This is a genomic window from Sporosarcina sp. ANT_H38 (genome assembly GCF_008369195.1).
In the GTDB taxonomy this organism is placed as follows: Bacteria; Bacillota; Bacilli; order Bacillales_A; family Planococcaceae; genus Sporosarcina.
Genome location: NZ_VOBC01000002.1, coordinates 346,642 through 370,932, shown reverse-complemented (window position 1 = coordinate 370,932; position 24,291 = coordinate 346,642). Strand labels below are relative to the sequence as shown.

Here is a 24,291-nt window from a genome sequence, read left to right as displayed (position 1 = left end):
ACACGGATCGTGTAAGGCATCAGTCTTATAATATAACTCTGTACCAGATGGTTCAGGGCGAAAGGAGAGAGATTGATGAAAGCAGCAATTCACCCAGCTTATAAAGTATCAACTGTTACTTGTTCATGTGGTAACACATTTGAAACAGGTTCTGTAAGAGAGGACATCCGAATTGAAGTTTGTTCGGAATGCCACCCATTCTACACTGGACGCCAGAAATTTGCTCAAGCGGACGGACGTGTCGACCGCTTCAACAAAAAATATGGTCTCAAAGAAGAAGGCCGCGAAGAAGAAGGCCAAGAGTAAGATTTTCACAATACCCGTCAGGTGCACATGCGCCGGGCGGGTATTTCTTTTTGGGAAAACACATAAAAAATGTGCATAACACATTCTGACTTGAAATAAAAGACGTTAAATTTAACTGCTTTTAGGGTATGATAGATAATTCATGACAAGTAAAGAAATGATTATATAGAGGCAACTGGAAGGAGATTCACCATGTACGTAACTATGCAAGGCGGTTGGATTGAAGTCATTTGCGGCAGTATGTTTTCAGGGAAATCTGAGGAATTGATTCGTCGAATAAGACGATCGCAGTTCGCCAAACAAAAAATCGCGGTATTCAAACCGGAAATTGATGATCGTTTTAGCGAAGAAGCCGTCGTCAGCCATAATGGGACAACTGTTATAGCCAATCCGATTGCCAGCTCAAACCATATTGAGCAGTTCGTCAACAATGATTATGACGTCATCGCGATAGATGAAGCTCAATTTTTTGACGAAGGTATCGTTGACGTAGTAATGGAGTTGGCAAATCGTGGATTCCGCGTAATTGTCGCTGGACTTGACCAGGATTTCCGCGGTGAACCATTCGGACCGATGCCAAGACTAATGGCTGTGGCTGAGCACGTTACTAAATTACAGGCAGTCTGCACGGTATGTGGCTCACCTTCTAGCCGAACACAACGGCTCATAAATGGCACGCCTGCGGGTTTTGATGATCCTGTCATCCTAGTGGGTGCTTCAGAAGCGTATGAACCAAGATGCCGCAAGCACCATGAAGTACCAAAAGGCGTATCAGCTGTAGCAACTGTAAAAGGATAACAGCAAGTTGGCCCGTCCGGCAGAATCGGGCGGGCTTTTTGGTTTCTGGCAGGTATAGGCGTTGCTGAGATTGTGGGAAGCACTATTTGCTTTTCCAGCAACGTTGTTAACTTCCGGAAGAACGTTGCATACTTTACGAGGAATGTTATCAAACTTCACCGAAACGTTTCGAACTTCCAGTAAAAAAGATGTTAATTGAATCTCGCGCTCACTAAACTCTTCATCCCAAAAAACAAGAACGTCAGTATCAGTGAAATAACTGTATTTACCAAGCGAATTCCCGTACAATGAACGTACAAAACAGTCCTGAAAATGAGGTGTCCACAATGTTTGAAAGGTTACAAGCAGTAGAAGACCGATATGATCAACTGAATGAAATGCTCAGTGATCCCGCGATAGTAAGTGATATGACAAAGCTCCGTGAGTACTCTATAGAACAATCCGGCTTACAAGAAAAAGTTGGAGTCTATCGTGACTATAAACACGCAAAAGCTGAACTTAAAAGTGCGAAAGAAATGTTGAACGAATCTCTCGACGATGACATGAAAGAACTTGTCAAAATGGAAGTTTCCGAACTTGAAGACCAAATCGAATCATTCGAAGGGAAACTGAAACTTTTGCTCGTGCCAAAAGATCCGAACGATAATAAAAACGTTATCATGGAAATACGGGGAGCGGCAGGCGGCGATGAAGCAGCATTATTTGCTGGTAGCTTATTCCGTATGTATAGTCGTTTCGCGGAAATGAACCACTGGAAAGTCGAAGTATTGGATTCGTCTCCAACAGAACTCGGCGGCTTTAAAGAGATTATTTTCCTTATTAACGGAACAGGTGCTTATTCGAAATTGAAATATGAAAACGGAGCGCACCGTGTGCAACGGGTCCCGGAAACCGAATCCGGCGGACGTACGCATACATCGACAGCGACTGTCGCATGTCTTCCTGAAGCAGAAGAAATTGAAATTGTCATCCATGAAAAAGATATCCGTACTGATACATTTGCATCATCCGGTCCCGGAGGCCAGTCGGTCAACACGACGATGTCTGCAGTCCGGTTGACGCATCTTCCAACTGGCATCACTGTGTCGATTCAAGATGAGAAATCGCAAATCAAAAATAAAGAAAAAGCGATGAAAGTATTACGGGCACGCGTTTCTGATAAATTTACACGTGAAATCCAAGATGAATACGATGAAAAAAGGAAATCAGCAGTCGGTACAGGCGACCGTTCTGAGCGGATTCGAACATACAACTTCCCACAAAACCGGGTGACTGATCACCGTATCGGCCTGACAATTCAGAAACTCGATCAGATCATTGAAGGAAAACTTGATGAAGTCATCGACGCGCTTATTATGGAAGAACAGGCAAATCGCCTAGAAAGCTTGGATCGCAATGACTGAAAAAATTTATGAAGCTCTCCAACGGGCTTCTTCTTTATTGGAACAAAAAGGCCTTGAACCACATGCTGCACAGCTCCTCATGGAATTCGTCACGCAAAAGTCCAGGGCTTCTTTATTTGCGGATGTACAGAAACAACTTACAGGCGAGCAACACAAGGACTTTTGGGATAAAACCGCCGAACTGATCGAAGGAAGACCTGTACAATACGTCATTGGTGAAGAAGGTTTTTACGGCTACACCTTCAAAGTTGATGAAAACGTTCTTATCCCGCGTCCAGAAACGGAAGAATTGGTTTACGGTACACTTGAAAGAAGTCAGAAACTTTTTTCTGATAAAGAAATTACCGTCGCAGATATCGGAACAGGTAGCGGTGCAATCGCGATTTCATTCAAAAAAGAATGGCCAGAAGCTCTCGTTACTGCAACGGATATCAGTGAAGGTGCACTTGCAATCGCGCAGCAAAACGCAAAAGCGAATGATGCCGAAGTCAATTTTCTTCAAGGTGATCTAACTGCGCCGATTGCACAGGACAAATGGGACGTCGTGTTATCAAACCCGCCCTATATCGCGCATGACGAAGCAGCTTTAATGTCAGGTACGGTACTCGACCACGAACCGCATAATGCATTATTTGCGGATGAAGACGGACTCTACTTTTATCGCAGACTTGCCGAAACCTTACCACCACTTATGAACAGGCCTTCCCTCATCGCAGTCGAAATCGGCTATCTTCAAGGGCCAGCTGTACAAAAATTATTCGAAGAGGCATTCCCGGAAGCTTTCGTTAAAACGGTAAAAGATATCAATGGTAAAGACCGAATGATATTTTGCGAGACTCGTGAATAAATCCCTCCTACTCTGGCAACAATGCAGAGTAGGAGGGGATAGTCATGCTAACGGATTACGAGATTATAAGGAAGAAAACTATAGTACAAAAATTGGTGCCCTATATTGAATTTATCATCTTGCTCATCATTATTCAGGCCTTCGTAGCGGTGTTCATGACCTCTACAAATGAAGAGGATGCAATCCGTTTCAGGCTACTTGCTCATTCTGATTCACCATCCGATCAGCGGGTTAAAATGGGTATCCAACATGAAATTCAGCCGCTCATCGAAAATGCGGTGAATAAGTCGCAGACGAAAAAAGAACTTGGGGATAACTTGGTGGCACTTGAAAGTGAAATCCTTGAAATTGCCAAGTCAATGTCAAACGGTGCTACTATTTCGCTTGAACGCAAAGAAGCATTGTTTCCGCCGAAGCGATCGGGTCTATTCATTAGCCCGCAAGCGACATATGATGCCTATGTTTTGACTATTGGTAGTGGACGTGGGGATAACTGGTGGTGTGCAATATTCCCGAAAATCTGTTTCCCGGATAAAAAAGAGGAAGAAGAGGAAAAAGTCACTTTCTTCGTCTGGGAGTGGATAAAAGGGATATTCGGATAAAGTTACCAACTGTTATTGTGGATAAATAATGGAAAATGTGTATAAGTGGGGGATTAACCTATGGAAACAAAAGTGAATTTAGTGGATAACTTTATGGATAACGAAAAAAACTATAAACAGGCTGTGGATATTTTAACAAGTGGCGGTGTCGTCGCGTTTCCTACGGAGACAGTATATGGTTTAGGTGCAATTGCAACAGATGAGTTAGCGGTACAAAAGATTTTCGAGGCGAAAGGGAGACCTTCCGACAATCCGCTAATCGTACATATTGGTAAAAAAGAAGAAGTCTTCAACTTTGCAACGGATATTTCCTTAGATGCAGAAAAGTTGATGGATGCGTTTTGGCCTGGCCCGCTTACGCTTGTTTTCCATAAAATAAGCGGTGTTATCGCCCCAAATGTAACGCCTGGAGTTGAAACGGTCGGCATACGAATGCCGGATCATCCGGTAGCGTTAGGACTTCTACAAGCACTAGGCGAACCGCTTGCTGCGCCAAGTGCTAATCGTAGCGGTAAACCTAGCCCGACCGAAGCGGATCATGTGTACAAAGATCTTAAGGGACTCATTCCGCTTATTCTTGACGGGGGACAGACCGGTGTCGGCGTGGAGTCAACAGTATTAGATATGACGACAACACCCCCTACAATTTTACGGCCGGGCGGTATGACACAGGAAATGATTGAAAGTATCATTGGCCCTGTAAACTCTGAAACTAAAACACCTGGAAAACAGGCACCGCGTTCACCAGGTATGAAATATTTGCATTATGCACCTGAAGCCCCTTTATATATCATAGACAACAACGAGAACAACATCAGCAAAGCAATCGCTACACTTCGCGCTGAAGGCAAGAAAATTGCACTGATTGGACCCGAGGAATTAGAAGTCTTGGATGCAGATTGGTATTTTTCGGTCGGTCCTGCACGCAATAACGAAGCAATGGCGTCAAAATTATATGGAGCGCTCCGTAAGTGTGATTTGACGGAGGCGGATATCATTCTAGCTGTCGAAACAGACTTGACTGGAGTTGGTGCTGCCGTCATGAACAGATTAATGAAAGCGGCCGAAGGAAAACGTTATATGAGCTGAAACCAATACGAATGACCTCCCTAAATGCTGCATAGGATGAACAGATGCTGTATTCGGGGAGGTTTTTTTTTGGCAGAATTATTTGCGGCGGGCATTACGACCTTAGATGTATTAGTCATTTATTCTCTCCTGAAAGTGGATAGTGGGAGACTTGCACTGGCGTTCTGGACTGCTTTTCTTAACATGGCTTTCCCGTTTCTTGGATTCATAACAGGAGAGTTTTCTGCACATATATTTACAGTTTGGAGTAGTATATTATCAGGCGTAATGCTCGGTTTAATAGGTTTACATATGTTACTACAGAGTGATGCGAAGGATTCTTCATCGAAACAAGTCTCGCCTTTTATCATTGCATTCGCAGTAAGTGTCGATGCTTTTTCGGTAAGTGTTTCATTTGGTATGCTTCAGATGGATAAACTTCTTTTCATCGTAGCATCGGGATCATTTACCTTTATTTTTTCCTGTGTGGCACTGCTATTAAAAGGACATATAGGCCTTAAAAATGGGAAAGCGCTGAGGCTAATTGCAGGCTTGGCTTTATTAATAATGGGGATATCGTCATGTTTTCGTTGAAAATTATTGTTTCTTTATTTGCAAAACTCAGCTATTCTAAAAGGAGAGGGTGATAATAGTGAATATATACTTGATTTGCACTGGAAACACGTGCAGAAGCCCAATGGCGGAGGCAATTCTTCGTTCAAAAGGGATTGTCAATATGTCAGTTCGTTCAGCGGGAGTTCATGCACAAGATGGCTTTCCGATTTCTCTGAATGCGAAAACACTTATCGAAGAAGCGGACATGCTTTACACACCAGTTTCAAGAGCTGTTTCGAGTGAAGATTTGGAGTGGGCCGATGTCGTTTTAACGATGACAGAAGGGCATAAATCTAATCTCATTCATTCTCATCCAGAAGCAAGAAATAAAATATTTACATTAAAGGGATTTGTGAAACCGGAATCAACTGACGATGTGCATGACCCGTACGGAGGCGATATCGAAACATACCGGTATGTATTCAACGAACTGTCGGTTATCATCGATATGCTTGAACAGAAACTAACGGAGGAATAATCATGAAATTAAACAAGAAGAAATTCGGACTAAGGAAAAAACTTGTTCTATTTGTAACAATACTTGCGATTGTTACGTACACTACAAGCGCATTATTCATTAATGTCTTACAACCGCAATTTTTCCCGAAATTTGAACCGTTCTGGTTTGCAGTAATGACGTATGCAATGGGGATATTTTGGTCGGGTGTGTTGGCAGCATTCTTCAGTACGATTTTAACAAAACCATTACAAAATCTTGAAACGGCAGCCATTAAAGTTGCGAATGGGGAAATTGGTACAGATATTATACTGCCAAAATCGTCTGACGAAATCCATTCAGTAGCGGAAGCGTTTCAGCATATGGTCCTCAATCTACGCACGATAGTTGAGCAGATAGAGACAAATTATGAAAAGACGGCCAGTACAGTGGACAACTTATCAGCTGAAACTGGAGTTGCTGCAAGACAAGCAGATGCGGTTGCATCTACCATCAAGGAAATTGCCTTCGGCGCGGAGGCATCGGCAATTGCCATCCAAGAAACAGCGGAAGCGATTGAAGATGTCCGGTTATTAGCTGTTGAAGTGAGCAGTAGAGCGGAAGATTCTTCTGAACGTTCAAATGAGATGCTTGAGGAACTTGTACGCATGACAGAAGTATTCCGTATGCTCGTCGATGGCATCCGAAACATGTCGTCACAAAGTGAACTATCACTTGGCACAATTAGGCAATTGGATCATAATGCGCAGAAAATCGGTGAAATCGTCCAGCTTGTCGGTAAAATTGCGGCACAGACAAATTTATTGGCTTTAAATGCATCTATTGAAGCGGCGCGTGCTGGAGAACACGGTAAAGGATTTGCCGTCGTCGCAGAAGAGGTGCGTGTGTTAGCTGATGAAAGTGCTAAAGCGGTAAATGGGATTTCAAATCTTGTTGCAACAATCCAGACAGATGTTACGAAAGTCGTGAAGGAAATGGAACAGCAAGTGAAAACAGCGGCAACTGAAGCAGACCGCGCCAATGAGACGAGTGAAAATGTCGAAGCAATGACATCTAAAGTGAATAGCATGGCTGATTCCGTCGTTGAAATTACAAAGTTTGTCGAACTTCAGCTGACAAATATTGAGACGACCGCACGCCAATCACAGGAAGTTGCAGCAATTGCCGAAGAAACTTCAGCAGGTGCACTTGAAGTCGGAACGGCAACAGAAGAACAAGTTCAATCCATTGAACAGGCTGATGCAATGGCGAGTGAGCTGAAGAAGCAATCTGAACAGCTCTACAACGTCATTAGTCAGTTCGACAGGAGTAAATAACGAAAAGCGAAAGCGGCTGTTAAGCTTCGAAAAGCGCTGGAAGTCATGCTGAAAAAGGCGTCCTTTGCCTTTATTAGCATGACTGAAGCGACTCGAGGAGCTAGCCACTGTAGCTAGACAACACGAAAAGCGAAAGCGTCAAAAGGAGTCTAACTATAATAATTTGAAATACAGCCCAAATTTTCAGTGGGGCTGTGTTTTTTTTGTAGAAAAATGATAGAATGAGTTGTGAGTATATTATGAAAAGAGGGATCCTGTGAAAATCGCGATTTCTTCAGACCATGGCGGAAACAATCTTCGACATGAGATTATCAATTTATTAGCAGAACTAGGGTTGGAATTTGTAGATTTTGGTCCAGATTCGAATGAGTCTGTTGACTATCCGGACTATGCAGCACCTGTCGCAAATGGAGTAGCATCGGGTGAATTTGACCGAGGAATTGTTATTTGCGGAACAGGAATTGGTATGTCCATCGCTGCGAATAAAGTAAAAGGCATCCGATGTGCACTTGCCCATGACGTCTTTAGCGCTAAAGCGACAAGACAGCATAACGATTCAAACATTCTTGCGATGGGCGAACGCGTCATCGGACCTGGTCACGCAAGAGAAGTAGCCACGGCTTGGCTCAATACGCAATTCGAAGGCGGACGCCACGAACGTCGCATCGGTAAAGTAATGGAACTGGAAGCATGAAAAGCGCAAGGCGCCTGTTCAGCCCCGACAAGCGCTGGAAGTCCAGCTGAGAAAGGCGTTCTTTGCCTTTCTCAGCAGGACTGAAGCGACTCGAGGGGTTAGGCGCCTGAAGCTAGACACAATGAAAAGCGCAAGGCACCTGTTTTAAAAGAGCGCATCTTAAACAAGTACTAGAAGGTGGGGGATATAAAGTGGATGCTTTGGATTTATGGAAGCTTCAACTTGAACAGCTGTTAGCAGAAATGGCTCAACAGACTAACCTTATTCCGGGCACATTGTTCGTCGTCGGCTGTTCGACCTCTGAAATTGTCGGCAAACGAATCGGAACAGGAGGAGCTCTTGAAATTGGAGCAACGCTCTATGAACCCTTAAAAGATTTTGCCGAAAAGCATAAATTATTCCTAGCATTTCAAGGCTGCGAACATATTAACAGGGCGCTGACAATTGAACGCCATGTGGCCGAGAAGTTCATGCTTGAGCCAGTTTCAGTCATTCCGGTGATACATGCAGGTGGTTCAATGTCCGCATATGCCTATCAGCAAATGAACGATCCTGTGGTTGTAGAAGAAATTCGCGCCAGTGCAGGCATCGATATTGGACAAACATTAATCGGCATGCATTTGAAGCAGGTTGCTGTTCCTTTACGCACATCAATCGGAAAAGTTGGCAACGCAATCGTCACTGTTGCAACAACTAGACCGAAGTTAATTGGTGGAGAACGTTCAAGTTATAAGCAATAGCGGAAGTGTCCGGCCGCTGTAGACTGGACCATAAAATAGATAATGAAGGGGAATGAGAATATGGAATTGAACAAATTGGGCAACGTACAACGTGAAGATGAGGCAGTATACGAAGCGATTATGGCGGAGAAAAAGCGTCAACAGTCAAACATTGAACTAATTGCATCTGAAAACTTCGTAACAGAAGCAGTTATGGAAGCGCAAGGTTCTTATCTAACGAACAAATACGCAGAAGGCTACCCTGGCAAACGCTATTACGGCGGTTGTGAACACGTCGATGTCGTTGAAAACATCGCACGTGACCGAGTGAAAGAAATCTTCGGCGCGGAATATGCAAACGTTCAGCCGCACTCTGGTGCACAAGCAAATATGGCTGTCTATTTTGCTGTACTTGAGCCTGGCGATACAGTTCTTGGTATGAATCTTTCACACGGCGGTCACTTGACACACGGAAGTCCAGTTAACTTCTCGGGCAAATTGTACAACTTTGTAGATTACGGAGTGAGCAAGGAAGATGAGCTAATTGACTACGAAGATGTTCGTCAAAAAGCGCTTGAGCATAAACCAAAAATGATCGTAGCGGGTGCAAGTGCGTATCCACGTGAAATTGATTTCGCTAAATTCCGTGAAATTGCGGATGAAGTGGGCGCGTATCTATTCGTCGATATGGCGCATATTGCAGGGCTTGTCGCAGTAGGCGAACATCAGAACCCAGTTCCACATGCGCACTTCGTCACTTCTACAACTCATAAAACATTACGCGGACCGCGTGGTGGAATTATCCTTTCTACAGAGGAATTTGGTCGTAAACTTGATAAGTCAATCTTCCCAGGAGTCCAAGGTGGGCCATTGATGCATGTCATTGCCGCAAAAGCAGTTGCATTCGGTGAAGCACAGAAACCAGAATTCAAAACGTATATTCAACAAGTGAAGAGCAATGCGAAGACATTAGCTGAAGCGTTAATAGCTGAAGGCGTAGACATCGTATCCGGCGGAACAGATAACCATTTGGTTTTGCTTAACCTCCGTTCACTTGAAATCACTGGTAAAGTTGCAGAGCATGTATTGGATGAAGTCGGCATCACTGTGAACAAAAACACGATTCCATACGATACAGAAAGTCCGTTTGTTACATCAGGAGTAAGACTTGGGACACCAGCTGTGACGACACGCGGCTTCAAGGAAGAAGAAATGAAAGAAATAGCATCCATCATGGCGAAAGTTTTGAAAAACCATGAAGACGAAGTTGTGAAAAAAGAAGCTCAGCAACGTGTGATTGCGTTGACTGATAAGTACCCACTATATGCTTAAAGTCTAAAGGAATAGGCCGCTATCTATATGGATAGCGGCATTTTTTGGTTGATTTGTTAGCTTCAAATATAGGGGGAGAACGACGATGAACAAACCGCAAATAAATAATAGAGTTGAAGAGGAAAAGAAATCTTTGCTCAAGTGGGTCCAACGATTTGGGAGTCGTTTTCAGACAGGATTCATCGTAACAGATCCAGATGCGGGGAATGATCCAGTCGTTTTTGTTAATGAAGCATTCACAGATATTACGGGCTTTTCGTCTGAAGAAGTAGTGGGGCTAAATCTGAAGTTTTTACATGGTGAAGAAACAGATATGGATCTCATAAGTGATATTGATCAAAAACTGCGAAATGGTATGCCTGCGAATGCAGAAATGCTGCATTATAAAAAAGATGGGACTCCTTTTTGGAATGAACTCGTCATCCAACCTCTAGTTGACGGCAGTGGGAATATTTTATTTACTGCTTCTTTCATTCTTGATGTTACTGAACGAAAAAAAGACGAATCCTTACTTAAATTGCAAGAACAAATCTTTACTGGCATTAACGCTGGTGAAGAGCTCGGCTATCTATTGCAGAAAATATGTCATGTTGTCGAATCATTCTTTCCAGGGGGCTCGATTTGCTCGATCCTTTTCAAAGAAAAGAGTGGTAGCTGGACTGTAGGTGCTGCGGGATCAGTCCCTGAGAATCTCCTGCGAGAAATGCTGATTAATGCCTCAACTATTGGGGACGAGATTCCAGAAGAAATGAGTATTGTTGAAAACATTTTAGACAATCCAGAGTGGGAAAACAGGTTAAGTGAAGCCTCGATGATTGATTCCAACGCAAGCTGGTCTGTACCGACACGGGATAGTGAGGGTAACCTTAACGGCATATTCACGGTTTGCTTGAGAAAACCTGGCATGCCTACCGAAACCCAACTGCAGTTTTTAGAGAAACTGCCGCCCCTGATCCAACTGGCAAAATCCTATTATGAACAACAGGAACAGTACCGTAGACTTGCATTCTCAGATCCCGAAACGGGTTTACCCAACCGACATGCATTTTTGAATAAACTTAAATGTAATATCTCAAATGGCGGACAACATTTTATTGCAGTCATAGAACCAGCCGAGTATGCAAAAATTGTTGATCTATATGGAAGAGATGCGGCTGATGAACTGTTCATCCAACTTGGTAAGCGAATCGGGAAAGTGGGAAAAGGAAAATCGAATTATGTTGGGCGTTTTTCAAGTGCATCACTCGCAATGACTGGCGACAGCAGTGAAGGTGATGGAGATACCTTCTTTCTCGAACTGGGTAAGAGTGTCTCGGAGCCATTCATTGTTGCAGGACAAGAAATGTTCATCACACTAAAAATCGGGATTTCATTTTCCGAAGGTGACCTTAAATGTGAAGAGGAATTGTTACGTCGCGCCGATATAGCCATGTCGGACTCGAAAAAACAGCCTGGCAATGCGATCTCATTTTATAAGGATTTGCAAAATGAAGAATCGATAAAAGAAATGAAGATTTTCAATGAATTGTCGAAGGCGCTTAATGCGCAGGAAATCGAGGTCCACCTTCAACCGAAAGTCGATTTAATAGATGGTAAGATTATTGGTTTCGAAGCGCTTGCCCGCTGGTTCTCTCCAGTTCTTGGCCCAGTGCCACCAAATTTGTTCATCCCAGCCGCTGAAAACATGGGGAAAATCATTGATTTGGAAATCGTTATTTTATCGAAAGTTATGCAATGGCAGCAAAAGCGTAAACAATTAGGCAAGAAAATGTATAAGGTGGCAGTCAATATTTCTGTCTACCACTTCTTTGATCAGGATTTTGTCGATGAATTAACAAAGCTTGCTAACAGCTTTAACCTTTCATCAAAGCATATTATGCTTGAAATGACAGAAAGCATCGGACTTGTTGACTTGCAAAAAGCGAAGCTGATTTTTCACAAATTAAATGCGGCAGGTTTTGAAATATCCGTAGATGATTTCGGGGTAGGATTTTCATCACTCAGCTATTTATCGCAGTTGCCTCTCTGTGAGTTAAAGATTGACCGTAGTTTCATTAGTGCGCTCGATGAACCAGACACACTTGCTGTCGTCAGGACGATCATCCAACTTGCTGAAAATCTTAATCTTTCGACAGTTGCAGAAGGAATCGAAGAGGAACGACATATTGAAGTTCTGCGTAATCTAGGCTGCAAAGTGGGGCAGGGTTTCTACTATTATAAACCAATGCCATTGCATGAAATTGACCATTTACTTGCCGAATAATCAGATATTAATAGCTCGTGTGTATGGCGTGTCAGATAAGGGACATATCTGTTATAATGAACAGACATTCCGAAAAGGGGCGAAAAATAATGCCGAAAATACACGTTTTTGATCATCCGCTTATCCAACATAAACTAACGTACATACGTGATATCAACACAGGAACAAAAGAATTCCGCGAACTTGTCGATGAAGTAGCAACACTTATGGCTTATGAAATCACGCGCGAACTTCCGCTTGAGCAAGTGGAAGTCCAAACACCAGTCTGTAAAGCTAATTCAAACGTACTTGCAGGTAAGAAACTAGGAATCGTACCGATTTTACGTGCAGGTATCGGAATGGTAGATGGCATTCTGAAACTTATTCCAGCAGCAAAAGTAGGACATATCGGACTGTACCGTGATCCTGAAACATTGCAACCCATCGAATATTACGTAAAACTACCTTCCGATGTATCAGTACGTGACTTCATTCTCGTCGATCCGATGCTTGCAACGGGCGGATCCGCAATTGCGGCGGTTGAATCATTGAAGAGCCGCGGTGCGAAACACATTAAGTTCATGTGTCTAATTGCTGCTCCAGAAGGAGTGAAAGCATTGACAGATGCTCATCCTGATGTGGATATTTATATCGCTGCGATGGATGAAAAACTGGACGAAAAAGGCTATATCGTACCAGGACTTGGCGATGCTGGCGACCGTCTATTCGGGACAAAATGATTTGAAAGGCGTGAAGGTTTTGACGAAAAAGTGGAAAGTGATGACGATTTTCGGCACACGGCCGGAAGCGATTAAAATGGCACCGCTTGTATTGGAACTGCAAAAGCATTCAGACGATATAGAGTCAATCGTAACGGTTACGGCACAGCATCGTGAAATGCTAGACCAAGTGCTCAACACATTCGGTATCACCCCCGATTATGATCTTAATATCATGAAAGATCGGCAAACACTCGTCGATGTTGCAACACGAGGACTCGAAGGGCTTGACCGAATCATGAAAGAAGCGCAACCAGATATCGTACTTGTCCATGGGGATACATCTACGACTTTCGTAGGCAGCCTCGCAGCGTTTTATAACCGAATTTCGGTTGGACATGTTGAAGCAGGACTTCGTACTTGGGATAAATATTCGCCGTATCCGGAAGAAATGAATCGGCAGCTAACGGGCGTCATTGCTGATCTTCATTTTTCACCGACAGAACAATCGGCCCGTAATCTGATAGCCGAAGGGAAGTCGGAAGACCGCATCTATATCACGGGAAATACTGCGATTGACGCGCTTCAAACGACAGTGCGTGAAGAGTACTCACATCCTGTTCTCGATAAAATCGGAACGGACAGACTCATCTTATTGACTGCCCATCGCCGTGAAAACTTGGGAGAACCGATGCGCAACATGTTCCGGGCTATTAACCGGTTACTTGAGAAGCATGACGATATTCAAGTTATCTACCCTGTTCACATGAACCCCGCAGTGCGTGAAGTAGCGGATGAAATTCTTGGAGGCAATGATCGCATTCATCTGATTGAACCGCTTGAAGTTGTCGATTTCCATAATTTTGCATCACGTTCACACATTATCTTGACTGACTCAGGAGGTATCCAGGAGGAAGCACCTTCACTCGGGAAACCGGTTATCGTTTTGCGCGATACAACTGAACGTCCGGAAGGCATCGAAGCGGGGACATTAAAACTGGCCGGCACGGATGAAGAAACAATCTTCACATTGACGGATACGCTTTTAACTGACGAAGCGGAATACAGCAAGATGGCGAAAGCGTCGAATCCTTATGGCGATGGACACGCTTCCGAACGAATTGTTGAAGCGCTAAAAAAATACTTCCTTTCTATAAAATAACAACCTGCACGCCGACCGGATTAATCCGGTCGTATTTTTTTTCGGTGGGTTGTGAAGGCAAGGAGTTTAACTGTCATGGAGAAACTGAACTGTGAACAAAAAAGTCTGGAGAAACCCTGATACACATCGCAAAACAATTAATATTCATCAAAGTACGACCCAATTTTGTCGATTGTTTGACAAAGTGAAGACTTTGTGAAGAATTTCACGGGAATCAATTGACATCAAAATATGCCTATTGTATGCTTACAAAGGGTAAGAATGACAGGGTTTTATATATTAAACGGCAACATAATGTGGATATTAAGGCTGTGTTAGCGTCCTATCGTTTCTAGATGGATGTGCAGAGGCTTAAATAGCATCATGCATTTAAGTAAAAGTACCATTTGCCGAATTACCTTCCATTCGACAATACTCGCAAAACTTACAGGTTTCATCCTTTTCAGAGTCTCGCCAAGAACAGTGTAAGCGGTCTGCTTAGACTGGACAAATAATTGGCTGGACAGCGAAACGGAACCACCCCGCTTTTCCTTGTGATTTGCTTGCTACAAAGCTTTATCTCAGTCGAAGTTGCAAGGCTCCATACAATTTTGAAATACGAATCAGGAGAATAACTAGATATGCAAACATTGCAGGAAATCCACAATAAGCAGAGGAAAGCTCTATTTTTTTTGGTCGCTCTATTTGTCCTCGGCTGGTTATTCACGGAGTGGAAGCCGATTTTTGCCGGACTTATTCTAGGTTCTTTATTCGGATTGTATAATTTTTGGATTCTTGTCCGTAAAATGGAAAGGTATGACCGGAAATTGTCGGAAGGGAAGAATGGGGCATCGCTCGGGACTATCATACGTTTCGCTTCTGGTGTGGGTGCGGCTGCACTTGCGACAGCGATGCCGGAATATTTCGACCTAATCAGTACGATTATCGGCTTTGCGATACCTTACGTTCTCCTACTAGTAGAGAGGATCATACACCACGTAAGACATCAGTAAAGCCTATCCGTCAGCAGGACCTTTCACGAATACAAGTCGTTATGAAAAAGGCTTACTGCACTTCTGTTCTATGTTATCTACGAACTGATGCAGAAATAGCTTGACTTAAATTCTGGATGCAAAAGGGAGGTGAACGAAAAATGGAACATGGAAATCCATTATATACGGCTTTCAAAGGAACGTTATTCGAAATGACATTCAATCTTTCAAACGTTTTAATGCTTTTCATCACATGTCTGATTGTTTTCCTTATCGCAGTTTTCGCTACACGTAGTTTGAAGCTAAAACCGACAGGAATGCAAAATTTCTTTGAATGGATCATGGATTTCGTCAAAGGGATTATCAAGAGTAATATGGACTGGAAAACAGGTGGGAGATTCCACGTATTGGGGATCACCCTTATCATGTTCCTCTTTGTAGCGAACGTATTAGGTCTTCCATTAGCTGTCTATTGGAAGGGAGACCTTTGGTGGAAATCACCGACTGCAGACCCTGTAATTACAATGACACTCGCAGTTTTGGTTATTGTACTCACACACTATTACGGTATTAAGATGACCGGACTGAAAGAATACGGAAAAGGTTACCTTAAGCCACTCCCTTTCCTTGCGCCGCTTAAAGTCGTTGAGGAATTTGCAAACACGTTGACACTAGGTCTGCGTCTTTATGGTAACATCTATGCCGGTGAAGTCCTTTTAGGACTCCTGGCGGGACTCGCAACATCAGGTATGCTCGGGTTGTTTGGAGCAGTCGTACCGTCCCTTGCTTGGATGGGCTTCTCGATTTTCGTCGGGGCTATCCAGTCATTTATCTTCGTTATGTTGTCGATGGTCTACATGTCACACAAAGTGGCAACAGACCATTAAGCATATAATGCCCGGTTAACCGGGTGACAAAACAAAAAAACAGGAATTATTAGGAGGAAACAATAATGGTAGGTTCAGTTGGTCTATTAGCAGCAGCAATCGCAATCGGTCTTGGAGCACTTGGAGCAGGTTTAGGTGCAGGTTTAGTCGTTTCAAAAACACAAGAAGGAATCGCTCGTCAACCAGAAGCACGCGGTATTCTTCAAACAAATATGTTCGTCGGTGTTGCACTTGTTGAAGTTGTTCCGATTTTCGCAGCAGTTATTGCATTTATCGTTATGAACAAATAAACATAAGAATCATTTACTAAATGGCGAAGAAGGTAGTCTGAAGTTCTTCGCCATTCTTTTATGTAATAGAAAAATCTAATTTTGAAAATAATGAACGTTTTCAATATTTAAAGAAACATAAGCTCTTGAAGGGAGTGAAAAAATCGTGTTTATGGATACCTTCGTCCTATTGGCAGCAGATGGTGAGGCCGCAAAAGGATTAGCAAAATTAAATAACAATTTAAACCTTGGCGATATTATCGTCACAGTCACATTCTTCACGATTCTCATGCTTCTTCTTAAGAAGTTTGCATGGGGCCCACTTATGGGTATCATGGATCAACGTGCTGCGTTGATCGCCAATGAAATCGAATCGGCTGAAAAAAGCCGTGCAGAATCACAACAGATTCTTGAAGAACAGCGTAACCTGTTGAATGAAGCACGTACTAACGCTCAGGCGATTGTAGAAAACGCCCTTAAACAAGGCGAAACACAACGTGTAGAAATCATTACAGCAGCACGTATTGAAGTGGGTCGTATGAAAGACTCAGCAACTCTTGAAATTGCATCAGAAAAAGACAAAGCAGTCGCTGCAGTTCGCGCAGAATTCGTATCTCTTTCTATCCTTGCAGCATCTAAAGTTCTCGGTAAAGAAATTTCCGAGGAAGATAATCGCGCATTGATCGAAGAAACGATCGAGAAGGCAGGCGAAGGCCGATGAGCCAATCGGTTGTAGCAAAACGCTATGCACAAGCATTGTTTGAACTAGCACAAAAAAATGGACAAACTGGCCCTATTCAGGAAGATCTTCGTGAATTGAAAATCGTTTTCCAGACAAATAAAGAACTCGGGCAATTACTTAATTCACCGAGATTAAAAGCTGCAAAAAAGAAAGAGCTTATGGCAGATCTATTCAAAGGTGCGAATCAGCTAATTTTGAATACATTGTTCCTAATGCTCGACAAAAAACGCATGGACGAGGTTGTAAACCTTGTTAATGAGTTTACTGCTTATGCAAATGACGCGGCAGGCATCGCTGAAGCGAAAGTGTATTCTACACGTCCGTTAACAGCTGATGAGAGCCAAGCTATTTCTACTGCGTTCGCGCAGAAAATCGGTAAACAAGCATTGCGAATTGAAAATATCATCGATCCGAGCTTACTTGGAGGCATTCGTCTTCAAATTGGTAACATTATCTACGACAGCAGCATAAGCGCTAAGCTTGAGCGAATGAAACGGGATCTTATCGGTTCATAAATCTGAAATTTGAGGGGTGACATGCATGAGCATTAAAGCTGAGGAAATCAGTGTTCTCATAAAACAGCAGATTGAAAATTATCAATCTGAGATGAAAGTGAGCGAAGTCGGTACAGTTATCGCAATTGGTGACGGTATTGCACGTGCTCATGGCCTCGACAACGTCATGGCTGGAGAGCTTTTAGAGTTCTCAACTGGCGTCATGGGTCTGGCTCAAAACTTGGAAGCTAACAACGTTGGTATCGTTATCCTAGGGCCTTACACAGACATCAAAGAAGGCGATGAAGTACGTCGAACAGGCCGTATTATGGAAGTTCCTGTCGGTAAAGAATTAATCGGACGCGTTGTTAATCCACTTGGGCAACCAGTTGATGGATTAGGTCCGATCAATACGACAAAAACTCGTCCAATCGAAAGCCCGGCACAAGGGGTTATGGCGCGTAAATCCGTTCATGAACCACTACAAACGGGTATTAAAGCGATTGATGCACTTGTACCAATCGGCCGTGGACAGCGTGAATTGATCATCGGTGACCGTCAAACAGGTAAAACGACAGTTGCAATCGATACAATTTTGAACCAAGCTGACCAAGACATGATTTGTATTTATGTAGCAATCGGACAAAAGGAATCAACAGTTCGTGGTGTTGTTGAAACACTCCGTAAAAACGGCGCACTTGATTACACAATCGTTGTTACGGCTTCTGCTTCACAACCATCTCCACTACTATACCTTGCGCCTTACACAGGAATAACAATGGCTGAAGAATTCATGTTTGATGGTAAGCACGTTCTAATCGTTTATGATGATCTATCTAAACAAGCTGCGGCATACCGTGAACTTTCATTGCTACTTCGTCGTCCTCCTGGCCGTGAAGCTTATCCTGGTGACGTTTTCTATCTTCACTCCCGTTTACTTGAACGTGCAGCGAAGTTGAATGACACACTTGGTGCAGGTTCTATCACAGCATTGCCATTCGTTGAAACACAAGCTGGGGATATCTCTGCTTATATTCCAACGAACGTAATTTCTATTACTGATGGACAAATTTTCCTTCAGTCTGACCTATTCTTCTCGGGTGTACGTCCAGCGATTAACGCCGGTCTTTCCGTTTCCCGTGTTGGTGGATCAGCGCAAATCAAAGCAATGAAAAAAGTTGCGGGTACACTACGTCTAGATCTTGCGGCATACCGCGAGCTTGAAGCGTTCTCACAATTCGGCTCAAACCTTGATTCTGCAACTCAAGCGAAACTGGACCGCGGGGCGCGTACAGTTGAAATCTTGAAACAAGACTTGAATAAACCATTTAAAGTTGAGCAACAAGTTATGGTTCTTTACGCATTGACACGTGGATTCCTTGACGATATCGCTGTCAAAGATATTCTTCGTTTCGAAGCTGAACTTTTAATCTGGCTTGAAACTAACCACACTGACGTTTTAGATCATATTCGTACGACGAAAGACCTTCCAGCTGATGACTTGATGGCAACAGCACTCAACGGATTCAAGAAGATCTTCGCACGTTCTGAATAATTCTAAATTGAATCATTTTGGCGGAAAGCGTCAAAACGACCAAAAAAACAATAAGGTGGTGAGAATTGCCAATGGCATCTTTACGCGACATAGAAAACCGTATTAAATCGACGAAAAAGACAAGTCAGATTACGAAAGCAATGCAAATGGTCTCCGCTTCTAAATTAAACCGTGCCGAGCTGAATGCGAAAGCGTTCATTCCGTACATGGAAAAAATCCAAGAAGTTGTAAGTTCAATTGCATCTGGAACAAGTGACTTGAGTCATCCGATGATGATATCTAGACCTGTCAAAAAGACAGGTTATATCGTGATTACATCAGACCGTGGACTCGTAGGAGGTTACAATGCTAACATTCTGCGCGTTGCAAAACGTGCGATTGAAACGCGTCATGCTTCGAAAGAAGAAGTGAGCATCATTTCAATCGGACAAAAAGGTCAGGACTTTTTCGAAAGACTAGGTTTCAACATAGCTGAAAGTAAGATCGGTCTAACTGACCATCCTTCTTTCGACGAAATAAAAGATATCGCGAAGCGTGCTGTTGGCATGTTCACAGAAGGCGAGTATGACGAAGTGTACTTGTATTACAACCACTTCGTTTCCGCCATCGCAAGTGAAGTGACGGAAAAGAAATTGCTTCCGCTCACTGACATCACTTCGACTGCCGCTACTACTTCATATGAGTTTGAGCCTTCAGGCGAAGCAATTCTTGAAGTGCTTCTTCCGCAATACGCGGAAAGCCTTATTTATGGAGCTGTAATTGACGGAAAAGCGAGTGAACATGCTTCCAGTATGACAGCGATGAAAACTGCTACTGATAATGCAGCTGATTTAATAGATTCTTTAACACTTTCATTCAACCGTGCACGACAAGCTGCGATCACGCAACAAATTACGGAGATCGTTGGCGGCGTCGCAGCTCTTGAATAAGAGCGGACACTGTACGGCAAAGAGTAGGACAGGAGGGAAAAAGTATGAATAAAGGACATGTTCTTCAAGTAATGGGGCCGGTTGTTGACGTCAAGTTCGAAGACGGACAACTTCCAGCTATCTATAACGCATTGAAGGTCCAAATTGAACGTCCAAACGCTGAGCCTGAAACGTTGACACTTGAAGTCGCGCTACACCTCGGGGATGATTCTGTACGTACAATTGCAATGTCTTCAACAGACGGTCTACAACGTGGTTCTATAGTTGATGATATGGGTTCTGCGATTACTGTCCCAGTTGGTGACATTACACTAGGACGCGTATTTAACGTACTTGGAGAAATTATCGACCTTGGTGAGGAAGTTCCCGCGTCAGAACGTCGCGACCCAATTCACCGTTTAGCTCCAGTATTTGAAAACCTTTCAACTGAAGTTGAAATTCTTGAAACAGGTATTAAAGTTGTAGACTTATTAGCACCTTATATTAAAGGTGGTAAAATTGGTCTCTTCGGTGGTGCCGGTGTAGGGAAAACAGTTCTTATTCAAGAATTGATCAACAACATCGCTCAAGAACACGGTGGTATTTCCGTATTCGCAGGCGTTGGAGAACGTACACGTGAAGGTAATGACTTGTTCTACGAAATGACAGATTCTGGCGTTATCACTAAAACGGCAATGGTATTCGGTCAAATGAACGAGCCTCCTGGCGCACGTATGCGTGTTGCACTAACTGGTCTTACAATGGCAGAATATTTCCGTGACGAACAAGGCGCGGACGTTCTTCTGTTCATCGATAATATCTTCCGCTTTACACAAGCTGGATCTGAAGTTTCTGCACTACTTGGCCGTATGCCATCAGCAGTTGGTTACCAACCGACACTGGCAACGGAAATGGGTATGCTTCAGGAACGTATCACTTCTACAAACCTTGGTTCAGTTACGTCTATCCAAGCAATCTACGTACCAGCGGATGACTATACTGACCCGGCTCCTGCTACGACGTTTGCTCACCTTGACGCAACGACGAACCTTGAGCGTAAACTTTCTGAAATGGGTATCTACCCAGCTGTTGACCCACTTGCATCGACTTCCCGTGCACTAAGCCCGGAAATCGTTGGTGAAGAGCATTATGCAGTTGCACGTCAAGTGCAGCAGACACTTCAGCGTTACCGTGAGCTCCAAGATATCATCGCTATCCTAGGTATGGATGAGCTTGGCGAAGATGATAAGCAGTTGGTTGGACGCGCACGTCGTATCCAGAACTTCCTATCACAAAACTTCCACGTTGCTGAACAGTTTACAGGACAAAAAGGATCTTACGTACAAGTAACTGAAACTATCAAAGGCTTCAGCGACATTCTTAAAGGTATGTATGACCACCTTCCAGAGGATGCATTCCGACTTGTCGGCCGCATCGAGGAAGTTATTGCAAAAGCGAAAAGTATGGGTGTAGAAGTTTAATTCATCAGGACTTAAATCCCTGAACAATCAAATTAATGCCTTCGGCGGATGACATTGATATTTAATGAGCTTGCTTGATAAATATCAGTGTTAAATACGCCGAGGCGTATTTAATTAAAAGGGATCAGGAGGGGAAAAAATGAAGACAATTAAAGTCAATATCGTCACTCCCGACGGCCCTGTTGTTGAAACTGAAGCGAACATAATCATCGCAGTTACCGAAACAGGTGAAATCGGGATTCTTCCCGGCCACATCGCGATGGTTGCACCGCTTCAAATCGGTGGGCTTCGCCTACAGAAGGATGACTCGACGGAACATATCGCCGTACATGGCGGTTTCATCGAAGTCCGTCCGGATGTTGTCACTGTTTTAGCGCAAAGTGCTGAACTGGCATCTTCTATTGATATCGTCCGTGCTAAAAAGGCGGCGGAACAAGCAGAAGAAACACTTCGGGCAAATAAAGTAGGCAGAGAACTCGAATTGGCGGAACTAGATTTAAAACGTGCCCTCAATCGTATCGACGTCTACGAAACAAGAAAAAAATGAGTTGTTGATGTGGCGGACAGGGGAAGAAATTCTTCTGTTCGCCTTTTCAATTTTTGAAACCAACTTGCCATTTCTAACTTAGTGAACAAAGGAGGGCCTCAAATGGGTGATGTAATAGCATTTCAACCTCTGTTGGCCGTAATATCTCATACTTTTTTTATAGCTATTTCTTTTTATGCTCTACAGGCAATCATGCCGGAAAAAATTATTAAAAAGAACCGTGTTTTTCAAGCACAATTGTTGTTCATTTTACTTAGCATTGCAATCGGTTGGGCAGTATCGAATTTTTTTTTAGAGCTATCCTATTGGTCAGGAAGGCTGCCATTTATGTTTGAATGAACTTTTGTTTTCCATTAAACATTCGTACATTTTGTCCGGTGAAATGATATGATACATGTAGTCGCCGCGAATACGAAAAAGCCATAGAGTGTCTCCGTTAGGAATACCACTAGGGCTTGAAGAAAAGTTCGTATTCGGGGCGATGACATGAAAGTCATCAATTTGTGTGAATGTAAGGTTTGATGTGACTAATTACGGGGAACTAAAGTGATAAGTAGAGAGACGTTATGACACAAAACGGCATAAGTCTACATAGTATAAACTACTTGGCGCTTAGTCGGAAAAATAGCCCAGACGCTCCTTGTTTAATCCGCAAGAGCATTGTAGAATAGTATATGTTTTAAAGATAAATGTTTTACAAAAAATAATATATAACTACAATATGTTTGGCTACAACTTAGGAGTCGGAGGGACTTGTTTTGGATAAAATAATAATCAACGGTGGACGTGTACTTAAGGGAAGCGTCCGAGTCGAAGGTGCTAAAAATGCAGTATTACCAATACTCGCGGCTGCGCTACTTGCATCTGAGGGAGTAAATGTAATACGTGACGTTCCAAATCTTTCAGACGTAGGGACAATAAATGAAGTATTGAAAAGTTTAAATGCGAAAGTGGACTACACTCCGAAATTGGATGAAGTCATTATTGATTCTTCAAATACACTTTCAGCTGAAGCACAGTTCGAATATGTACGGAAAATGCGTGCATCTATACTTGTTATGGGTCCACTTCTTGCACGTAATGGTTTTGCACGTATCGCCCTTCCTGGTGGTTGTGCAATCGGATCCCGTCCAATTGACCAACATTTAAAAGGCTTCGAAGCAATGGGTGCAGAGATTACATTCGGCCACGGACACGTAGAAGCAAAAGCAGAAAACGGTTTGAAAGGTGCCAAGATTTACCTCGATTTTCCAAGCGTCGGTGCAACTGAAAACATTATGACTGCAGCTGCATTAGCAAAAGGAACGACAATCATTGAAAACTCGGCGAAAGAACCTGAAATCGTAGACCTTGCCAACTTCATTAATGAAATGGGTGGTAGAGTTATTGGAGCTGGTACGGACACTATCCGAATCGAAGGCGTCAATAAATTGTACGGAACAATTCATCATATAATACCTGATCGTATCGAAACCGGTACATTTATGGTAGCAGCTGCAATTACAGGTGGCGATGTCATTATTGAAAACGCTGTACCTGAGCATAATGCAGCACTTATTTCGAAATTGGGTGAAATGGGCGTCGTAATTACGGAATTAGATGAAGGAGTTCGTGTTACTGCACAACTTCCTTTGAAATCCGTAGACTTGAAAACTATGCCACATCCAGGTTTCCCAACAGATATGCAGTCCCAAATGATGGCACTTATGCTGACATCGACGGGTACTGGTATTTTGACTGAAACAGTTTTTGAAAATCGATTCATGCACGTTGAAGAATTCCGTCGTATGAATGCTTCTGTTAAAATTGAAGGTCGGTCAGTTATCATTACAGGACCGTCTGTACTTCAAGGTGCTGAAGTTGCAGCTACGGATCTTCGTGCAGCAGCTGCACTTATCCTTGCCGGACTTGTAGCGGAAGGCGTTACACGAGTTACAGAATTATCGCATCTTGACCGCGGATATGTGAATTTCCACGGTAAACTTGCAGCACTTGGAGCAGATATCGTCCGTGTTTCACCAGAAACGCATACGGAAAAACCATTACAAATGGTTTAATCAACTTGCATAAGTACTTGGGAAAGGCCGTAGTGTAATTACTACGGCCTTTTTGCATGTCCCGAGCCGATTTTAAAATCCGTTCATGTAAACGGTCGCC

General features: G+C 43.2%; 26 protein-coding genes. All 26 read left to right on the top strand.

Going from position 1 to position 24,291, the window contains the following annotated elements; translation table 11 throughout:
- The first annotated feature begins 75 nt into the window (after positions 1 to 75).
- The 26 genes from rpmE (at position 76) to murA (ending at position 24,191) form a co-directional block, all read left to right on the top strand.
- On the top strand, positions 76 to 306 hold the full coding sequence (rpmE, locus tag FQ087_RS13795; RefSeq protein WP_149581167.1) for a 50S ribosomal protein L31: 231 nt from the start codon (positions 76 to 78) through the stop codon (positions 304 to 306).
- A gap of 192 nt (positions 307 to 498) precedes the next feature.
- Entirely contained in the window at positions 499 to 1,104 is a 606-nt protein-coding gene (locus FQ087_RS13790) for a thymidine kinase (protein WP_149581166.1), read from the top strand.
- Positions 1,105 to 1,430: 326 nt separating this feature from the next.
- The gene (gene prfA / locus FQ087_RS13785) at positions 1,431 to 2,507 is read left to right on the top strand and encodes a peptide chain release factor 1 (RefSeq protein ID WP_149581165.1); all 1,077 of its coding nucleotides are present in this window, start codon (positions 1,431 to 1,433) and stop codon (positions 2,505 to 2,507) included.
- Complete coding sequence (prmC, locus tag FQ087_RS13780) at positions 2,500 to 3,354, top strand: peptide chain release factor N(5)-glutamine methyltransferase (protein WP_149581164.1); 855 nt, start codon at positions 2,500 to 2,502, stop codon at positions 3,352 to 3,354. Before prfA ends, prmC begins: the two co-directional genes overlap by 8 nt.
- Before the next feature lie 44 nt (positions 3,355 to 3,398).
- Complete coding sequence (locus FQ087_RS13775; RefSeq protein WP_149581163.1) at positions 3,399 to 3,956, top strand: stage II sporulation protein R; 558 nt, start codon at positions 3,399 to 3,401, stop codon at positions 3,954 to 3,956.
- Positions 3,957 to 4,016: 60 nt separating this feature from the next.
- Positions 4,017 to 5,045 (top strand): L-threonylcarbamoyladenylate synthase, encoded by a 1,029-nt coding sequence (locus FQ087_RS13770; protein ID WP_149581162.1) that lies wholly within the window; start codon positions 4,017 to 4,019, stop codon positions 5,043 to 5,045.
- Positions 5,046 to 5,114: 69 nt separating this feature from the next.
- Complete coding sequence (locus tag FQ087_RS13765) at positions 5,115 to 5,618, top strand: manganese efflux pump MntP (protein ID WP_188006755.1); 504 nt, start codon at positions 5,115 to 5,117, stop codon at positions 5,616 to 5,618.
- 58 nt (positions 5,619 to 5,676) lie between these two features.
- Complete coding sequence (locus tag FQ087_RS13760; protein ID WP_149581160.1) at positions 5,677 to 6,117, top strand: low molecular weight protein arginine phosphatase; 441 nt, start codon at positions 5,677 to 5,679, stop codon at positions 6,115 to 6,117.
- A gap of 2 nt (positions 6,118 to 6,119) precedes the next feature.
- A complete protein-coding gene (locus FQ087_RS13755; protein ID WP_149581159.1) occupies positions 6,120 to 7,412 on the top strand; it encodes a methyl-accepting chemotaxis protein in 1,293 nt (430 codons plus the stop codon).
- A gap of 256 nt (positions 7,413 to 7,668) precedes the next feature.
- Positions 7,669 to 8,106, top strand: coding sequence for a ribose 5-phosphate isomerase B (gene rpiB / locus FQ087_RS13750; RefSeq protein ID WP_149581158.1), 438 nt, complete (start codon positions 7,669 to 7,671; stop codon positions 8,104 to 8,106).
- Positions 8,107 to 8,297: 191 nt separating this feature from the next.
- Positions 8,298 to 8,846, top strand: a complete 549-nt coding sequence (locus FQ087_RS13745) for a TIGR01440 family protein (RefSeq protein ID WP_149581157.1) — start codon at positions 8,298 to 8,300, stop codon at positions 8,844 to 8,846.
- A 60-nt stretch (positions 8,847 to 8,906) separates the two neighbouring features.
- Positions 8,907 to 10,157, top strand: coding sequence for a serine hydroxymethyltransferase (locus tag FQ087_RS13740; RefSeq protein ID WP_149581156.1), 1,251 nt, complete (start codon positions 8,907 to 8,909; stop codon positions 10,155 to 10,157).
- A gap of 85 nt (positions 10,158 to 10,242) precedes the next feature.
- A complete protein-coding gene (locus FQ087_RS13735) occupies positions 10,243 to 12,420 on the top strand; it encodes a sensor domain-containing phosphodiesterase (protein WP_149581155.1) in 2,178 nt (725 codons plus the stop codon).
- Positions 12,421 to 12,509: 89 nt separating this feature from the next.
- On the top strand, positions 12,510 to 13,139 hold the full coding sequence (gene upp / locus FQ087_RS13730) for a uracil phosphoribosyltransferase (protein ID WP_149581154.1): 630 nt from the start codon (positions 12,510 to 12,512) through the stop codon (positions 13,137 to 13,139).
- Positions 13,140 to 13,158: 19 nt separating this feature from the next.
- Positions 13,159 to 14,280, top strand: coding sequence for a non-hydrolyzing UDP-N-acetylglucosamine 2-epimerase (gene wecB, locus FQ087_RS13725; RefSeq protein WP_149581153.1), 1,122 nt, complete (start codon positions 13,159 to 13,161; stop codon positions 14,278 to 14,280).
- A gap of 620 nt (positions 14,281 to 14,900) precedes the next feature.
- Positions 14,901 to 15,272, top strand: a complete 372-nt coding sequence (locus tag FQ087_RS13720; protein WP_149581152.1) for an ATP synthase subunit I — start codon at positions 14,901 to 14,903, stop codon at positions 15,270 to 15,272.
- A gap of 140 nt (positions 15,273 to 15,412) precedes the next feature.
- Positions 15,413 to 16,138: a F0F1 ATP synthase subunit A gene (atpB, locus tag FQ087_RS13715; protein ID WP_149581151.1), complete on the top strand. Its 726-nt coding sequence runs from the start codon at positions 15,413 to 15,415 to the stop codon at positions 16,136 to 16,138.
- A 65-nt stretch (positions 16,139 to 16,203) separates the two neighbouring features.
- Positions 16,204 to 16,428, top strand: a complete 225-nt coding sequence (gene atpE, locus FQ087_RS13710; RefSeq protein ID WP_149581150.1) for a F0F1 ATP synthase subunit C — start codon at positions 16,204 to 16,206, stop codon at positions 16,426 to 16,428.
- Between the two features lie 145 nt (positions 16,429 to 16,573).
- Positions 16,574 to 17,128 (top strand): F0F1 ATP synthase subunit B, encoded by a 555-nt coding sequence (atpF, locus tag FQ087_RS13705; RefSeq protein WP_149581149.1) that lies wholly within the window; start codon positions 16,574 to 16,576, stop codon positions 17,126 to 17,128.
- Positions 17,125 to 17,664 (top strand): F0F1 ATP synthase subunit delta, encoded by a 540-nt coding sequence (locus FQ087_RS13700; protein ID WP_149581148.1) that lies wholly within the window; start codon positions 17,125 to 17,127, stop codon positions 17,662 to 17,664. Before atpF ends, FQ087_RS13700 begins: the two co-directional genes overlap by 4 nt.
- Positions 17,665 to 17,689: 25 nt before the next feature.
- Positions 17,690 to 19,198, top strand: a complete 1,509-nt coding sequence (atpA, locus tag FQ087_RS13695; protein WP_149581147.1) for a F0F1 ATP synthase subunit alpha — start codon at positions 17,690 to 17,692, stop codon at positions 19,196 to 19,198.
- 71 nt (positions 19,199 to 19,269) lie between these two features.
- Positions 19,270 to 20,127, top strand: a complete 858-nt coding sequence (gene atpG / locus FQ087_RS13690) for an ATP synthase F1 subunit gamma (RefSeq protein ID WP_149581146.1) — start codon at positions 19,270 to 19,272, stop codon at positions 20,125 to 20,127.
- Between the two features lie 44 nt (positions 20,128 to 20,171).
- On the top strand, positions 20,172 to 21,587 hold the full coding sequence (gene atpD / locus FQ087_RS13685; protein WP_149581145.1) for a F0F1 ATP synthase subunit beta: 1,416 nt from the start codon (positions 20,172 to 20,174) through the stop codon (positions 21,585 to 21,587).
- A 139-nt stretch (positions 21,588 to 21,726) separates the two neighbouring features.
- Positions 21,727 to 22,134, top strand: a complete 408-nt coding sequence (locus FQ087_RS13680) for a F0F1 ATP synthase subunit epsilon (protein ID WP_149581144.1) — start codon at positions 21,727 to 21,729, stop codon at positions 22,132 to 22,134.
- A 102-nt stretch (positions 22,135 to 22,236) separates the two neighbouring features.
- Positions 22,237 to 22,473 (top strand): DUF1146 family protein, encoded by a 237-nt coding sequence (locus FQ087_RS13675; protein ID WP_149581143.1) that lies wholly within the window; start codon positions 22,237 to 22,239, stop codon positions 22,471 to 22,473.
- A 419-nt stretch (positions 22,474 to 22,892) separates the two neighbouring features.
- A complete protein-coding gene (gene murA, locus FQ087_RS13670; protein ID WP_149581142.1) occupies positions 22,893 to 24,191 on the top strand; it encodes a UDP-N-acetylglucosamine 1-carboxyvinyltransferase in 1,299 nt (432 codons plus the stop codon).
- The last annotated feature ends 100 nt before the right edge of the window (positions 24,192 to 24,291 follow it).

Coding starts and splice junctions, on each gene's coding strand:
- rpmE (WP_149581167.1), top strand. CDS start 76: ATGAAAGCAGCAATTCACCCAGCTTATAAAGTATCAACTGTTACTTGT.
- FQ087_RS13790 (WP_149581166.1), top strand. CDS start 499: ATGTACGTAACTATGCAAGGCGGTTGGATTGAAGTCATTTGCGGCAGT.
- prfA (WP_149581165.1), top strand. CDS start 1,431: ATGTTTGAAAGGTTACAAGCAGTAGAAGACCGATATGATCAACTGAAT.
- prmC (WP_149581164.1), top strand. CDS start 2,500: ATGACTGAAAAAATTTATGAAGCTCTCCAACGGGCTTCTTCTTTATTG.
- FQ087_RS13775 (WP_149581163.1), top strand. CDS start 3,399: ATGCTAACGGATTACGAGATTATAAGGAAGAAAACTATAGTACAAAAA.
- FQ087_RS13770 (WP_149581162.1), top strand. CDS start 4,017: ATGGAAACAAAAGTGAATTTAGTGGATAACTTTATGGATAACGAAAAA.
- FQ087_RS13755 (WP_149581159.1), top strand. CDS start 6,120: ATGAAATTAAACAAGAAGAAATTCGGACTAAGGAAAAAACTTGTTCTA.
- FQ087_RS13740 (WP_149581156.1), top strand. CDS start 8,907: ATGGAATTGAACAAATTGGGCAACGTACAACGTGAAGATGAGGCAGTA.
- FQ087_RS13735 (WP_149581155.1), top strand. CDS start 10,243: ATGAACAAACCGCAAATAAATAATAGAGTTGAAGAGGAAAAGAAATCT.
- upp (WP_149581154.1), top strand. CDS start 12,510: ATGCCGAAAATACACGTTTTTGATCATCCGCTTATCCAACATAAACTA.
- FQ087_RS13720 (WP_149581152.1), top strand. CDS start 14,901: ATGCAAACATTGCAGGAAATCCACAATAAGCAGAGGAAAGCTCTATTT.
- atpB (WP_149581151.1), top strand. CDS start 15,413: ATGGAACATGGAAATCCATTATATACGGCTTTCAAAGGAACGTTATTC.
- atpE (WP_149581150.1), top strand. CDS start 16,204: ATGGTAGGTTCAGTTGGTCTATTAGCAGCAGCAATCGCAATCGGTCTT.
- FQ087_RS13700 (WP_149581148.1), top strand. CDS start 17,125: ATGAGCCAATCGGTTGTAGCAAAACGCTATGCACAAGCATTGTTTGAA.
- atpA (WP_149581147.1), top strand. CDS start 17,690: ATGAGCATTAAAGCTGAGGAAATCAGTGTTCTCATAAAACAGCAGATT.
- atpG (WP_149581146.1), top strand. CDS start 19,270: ATGGCATCTTTACGCGACATAGAAAACCGTATTAAATCGACGAAAAAG.
- atpD (WP_149581145.1), top strand. CDS start 20,172: ATGAATAAAGGACATGTTCTTCAAGTAATGGGGCCGGTTGTTGACGTC.
- FQ087_RS13680 (WP_149581144.1), top strand. CDS start 21,727: ATGAAGACAATTAAAGTCAATATCGTCACTCCCGACGGCCCTGTTGTT.
- FQ087_RS13675 (WP_149581143.1), top strand. CDS start 22,237: ATGGGTGATGTAATAGCATTTCAACCTCTGTTGGCCGTAATATCTCAT.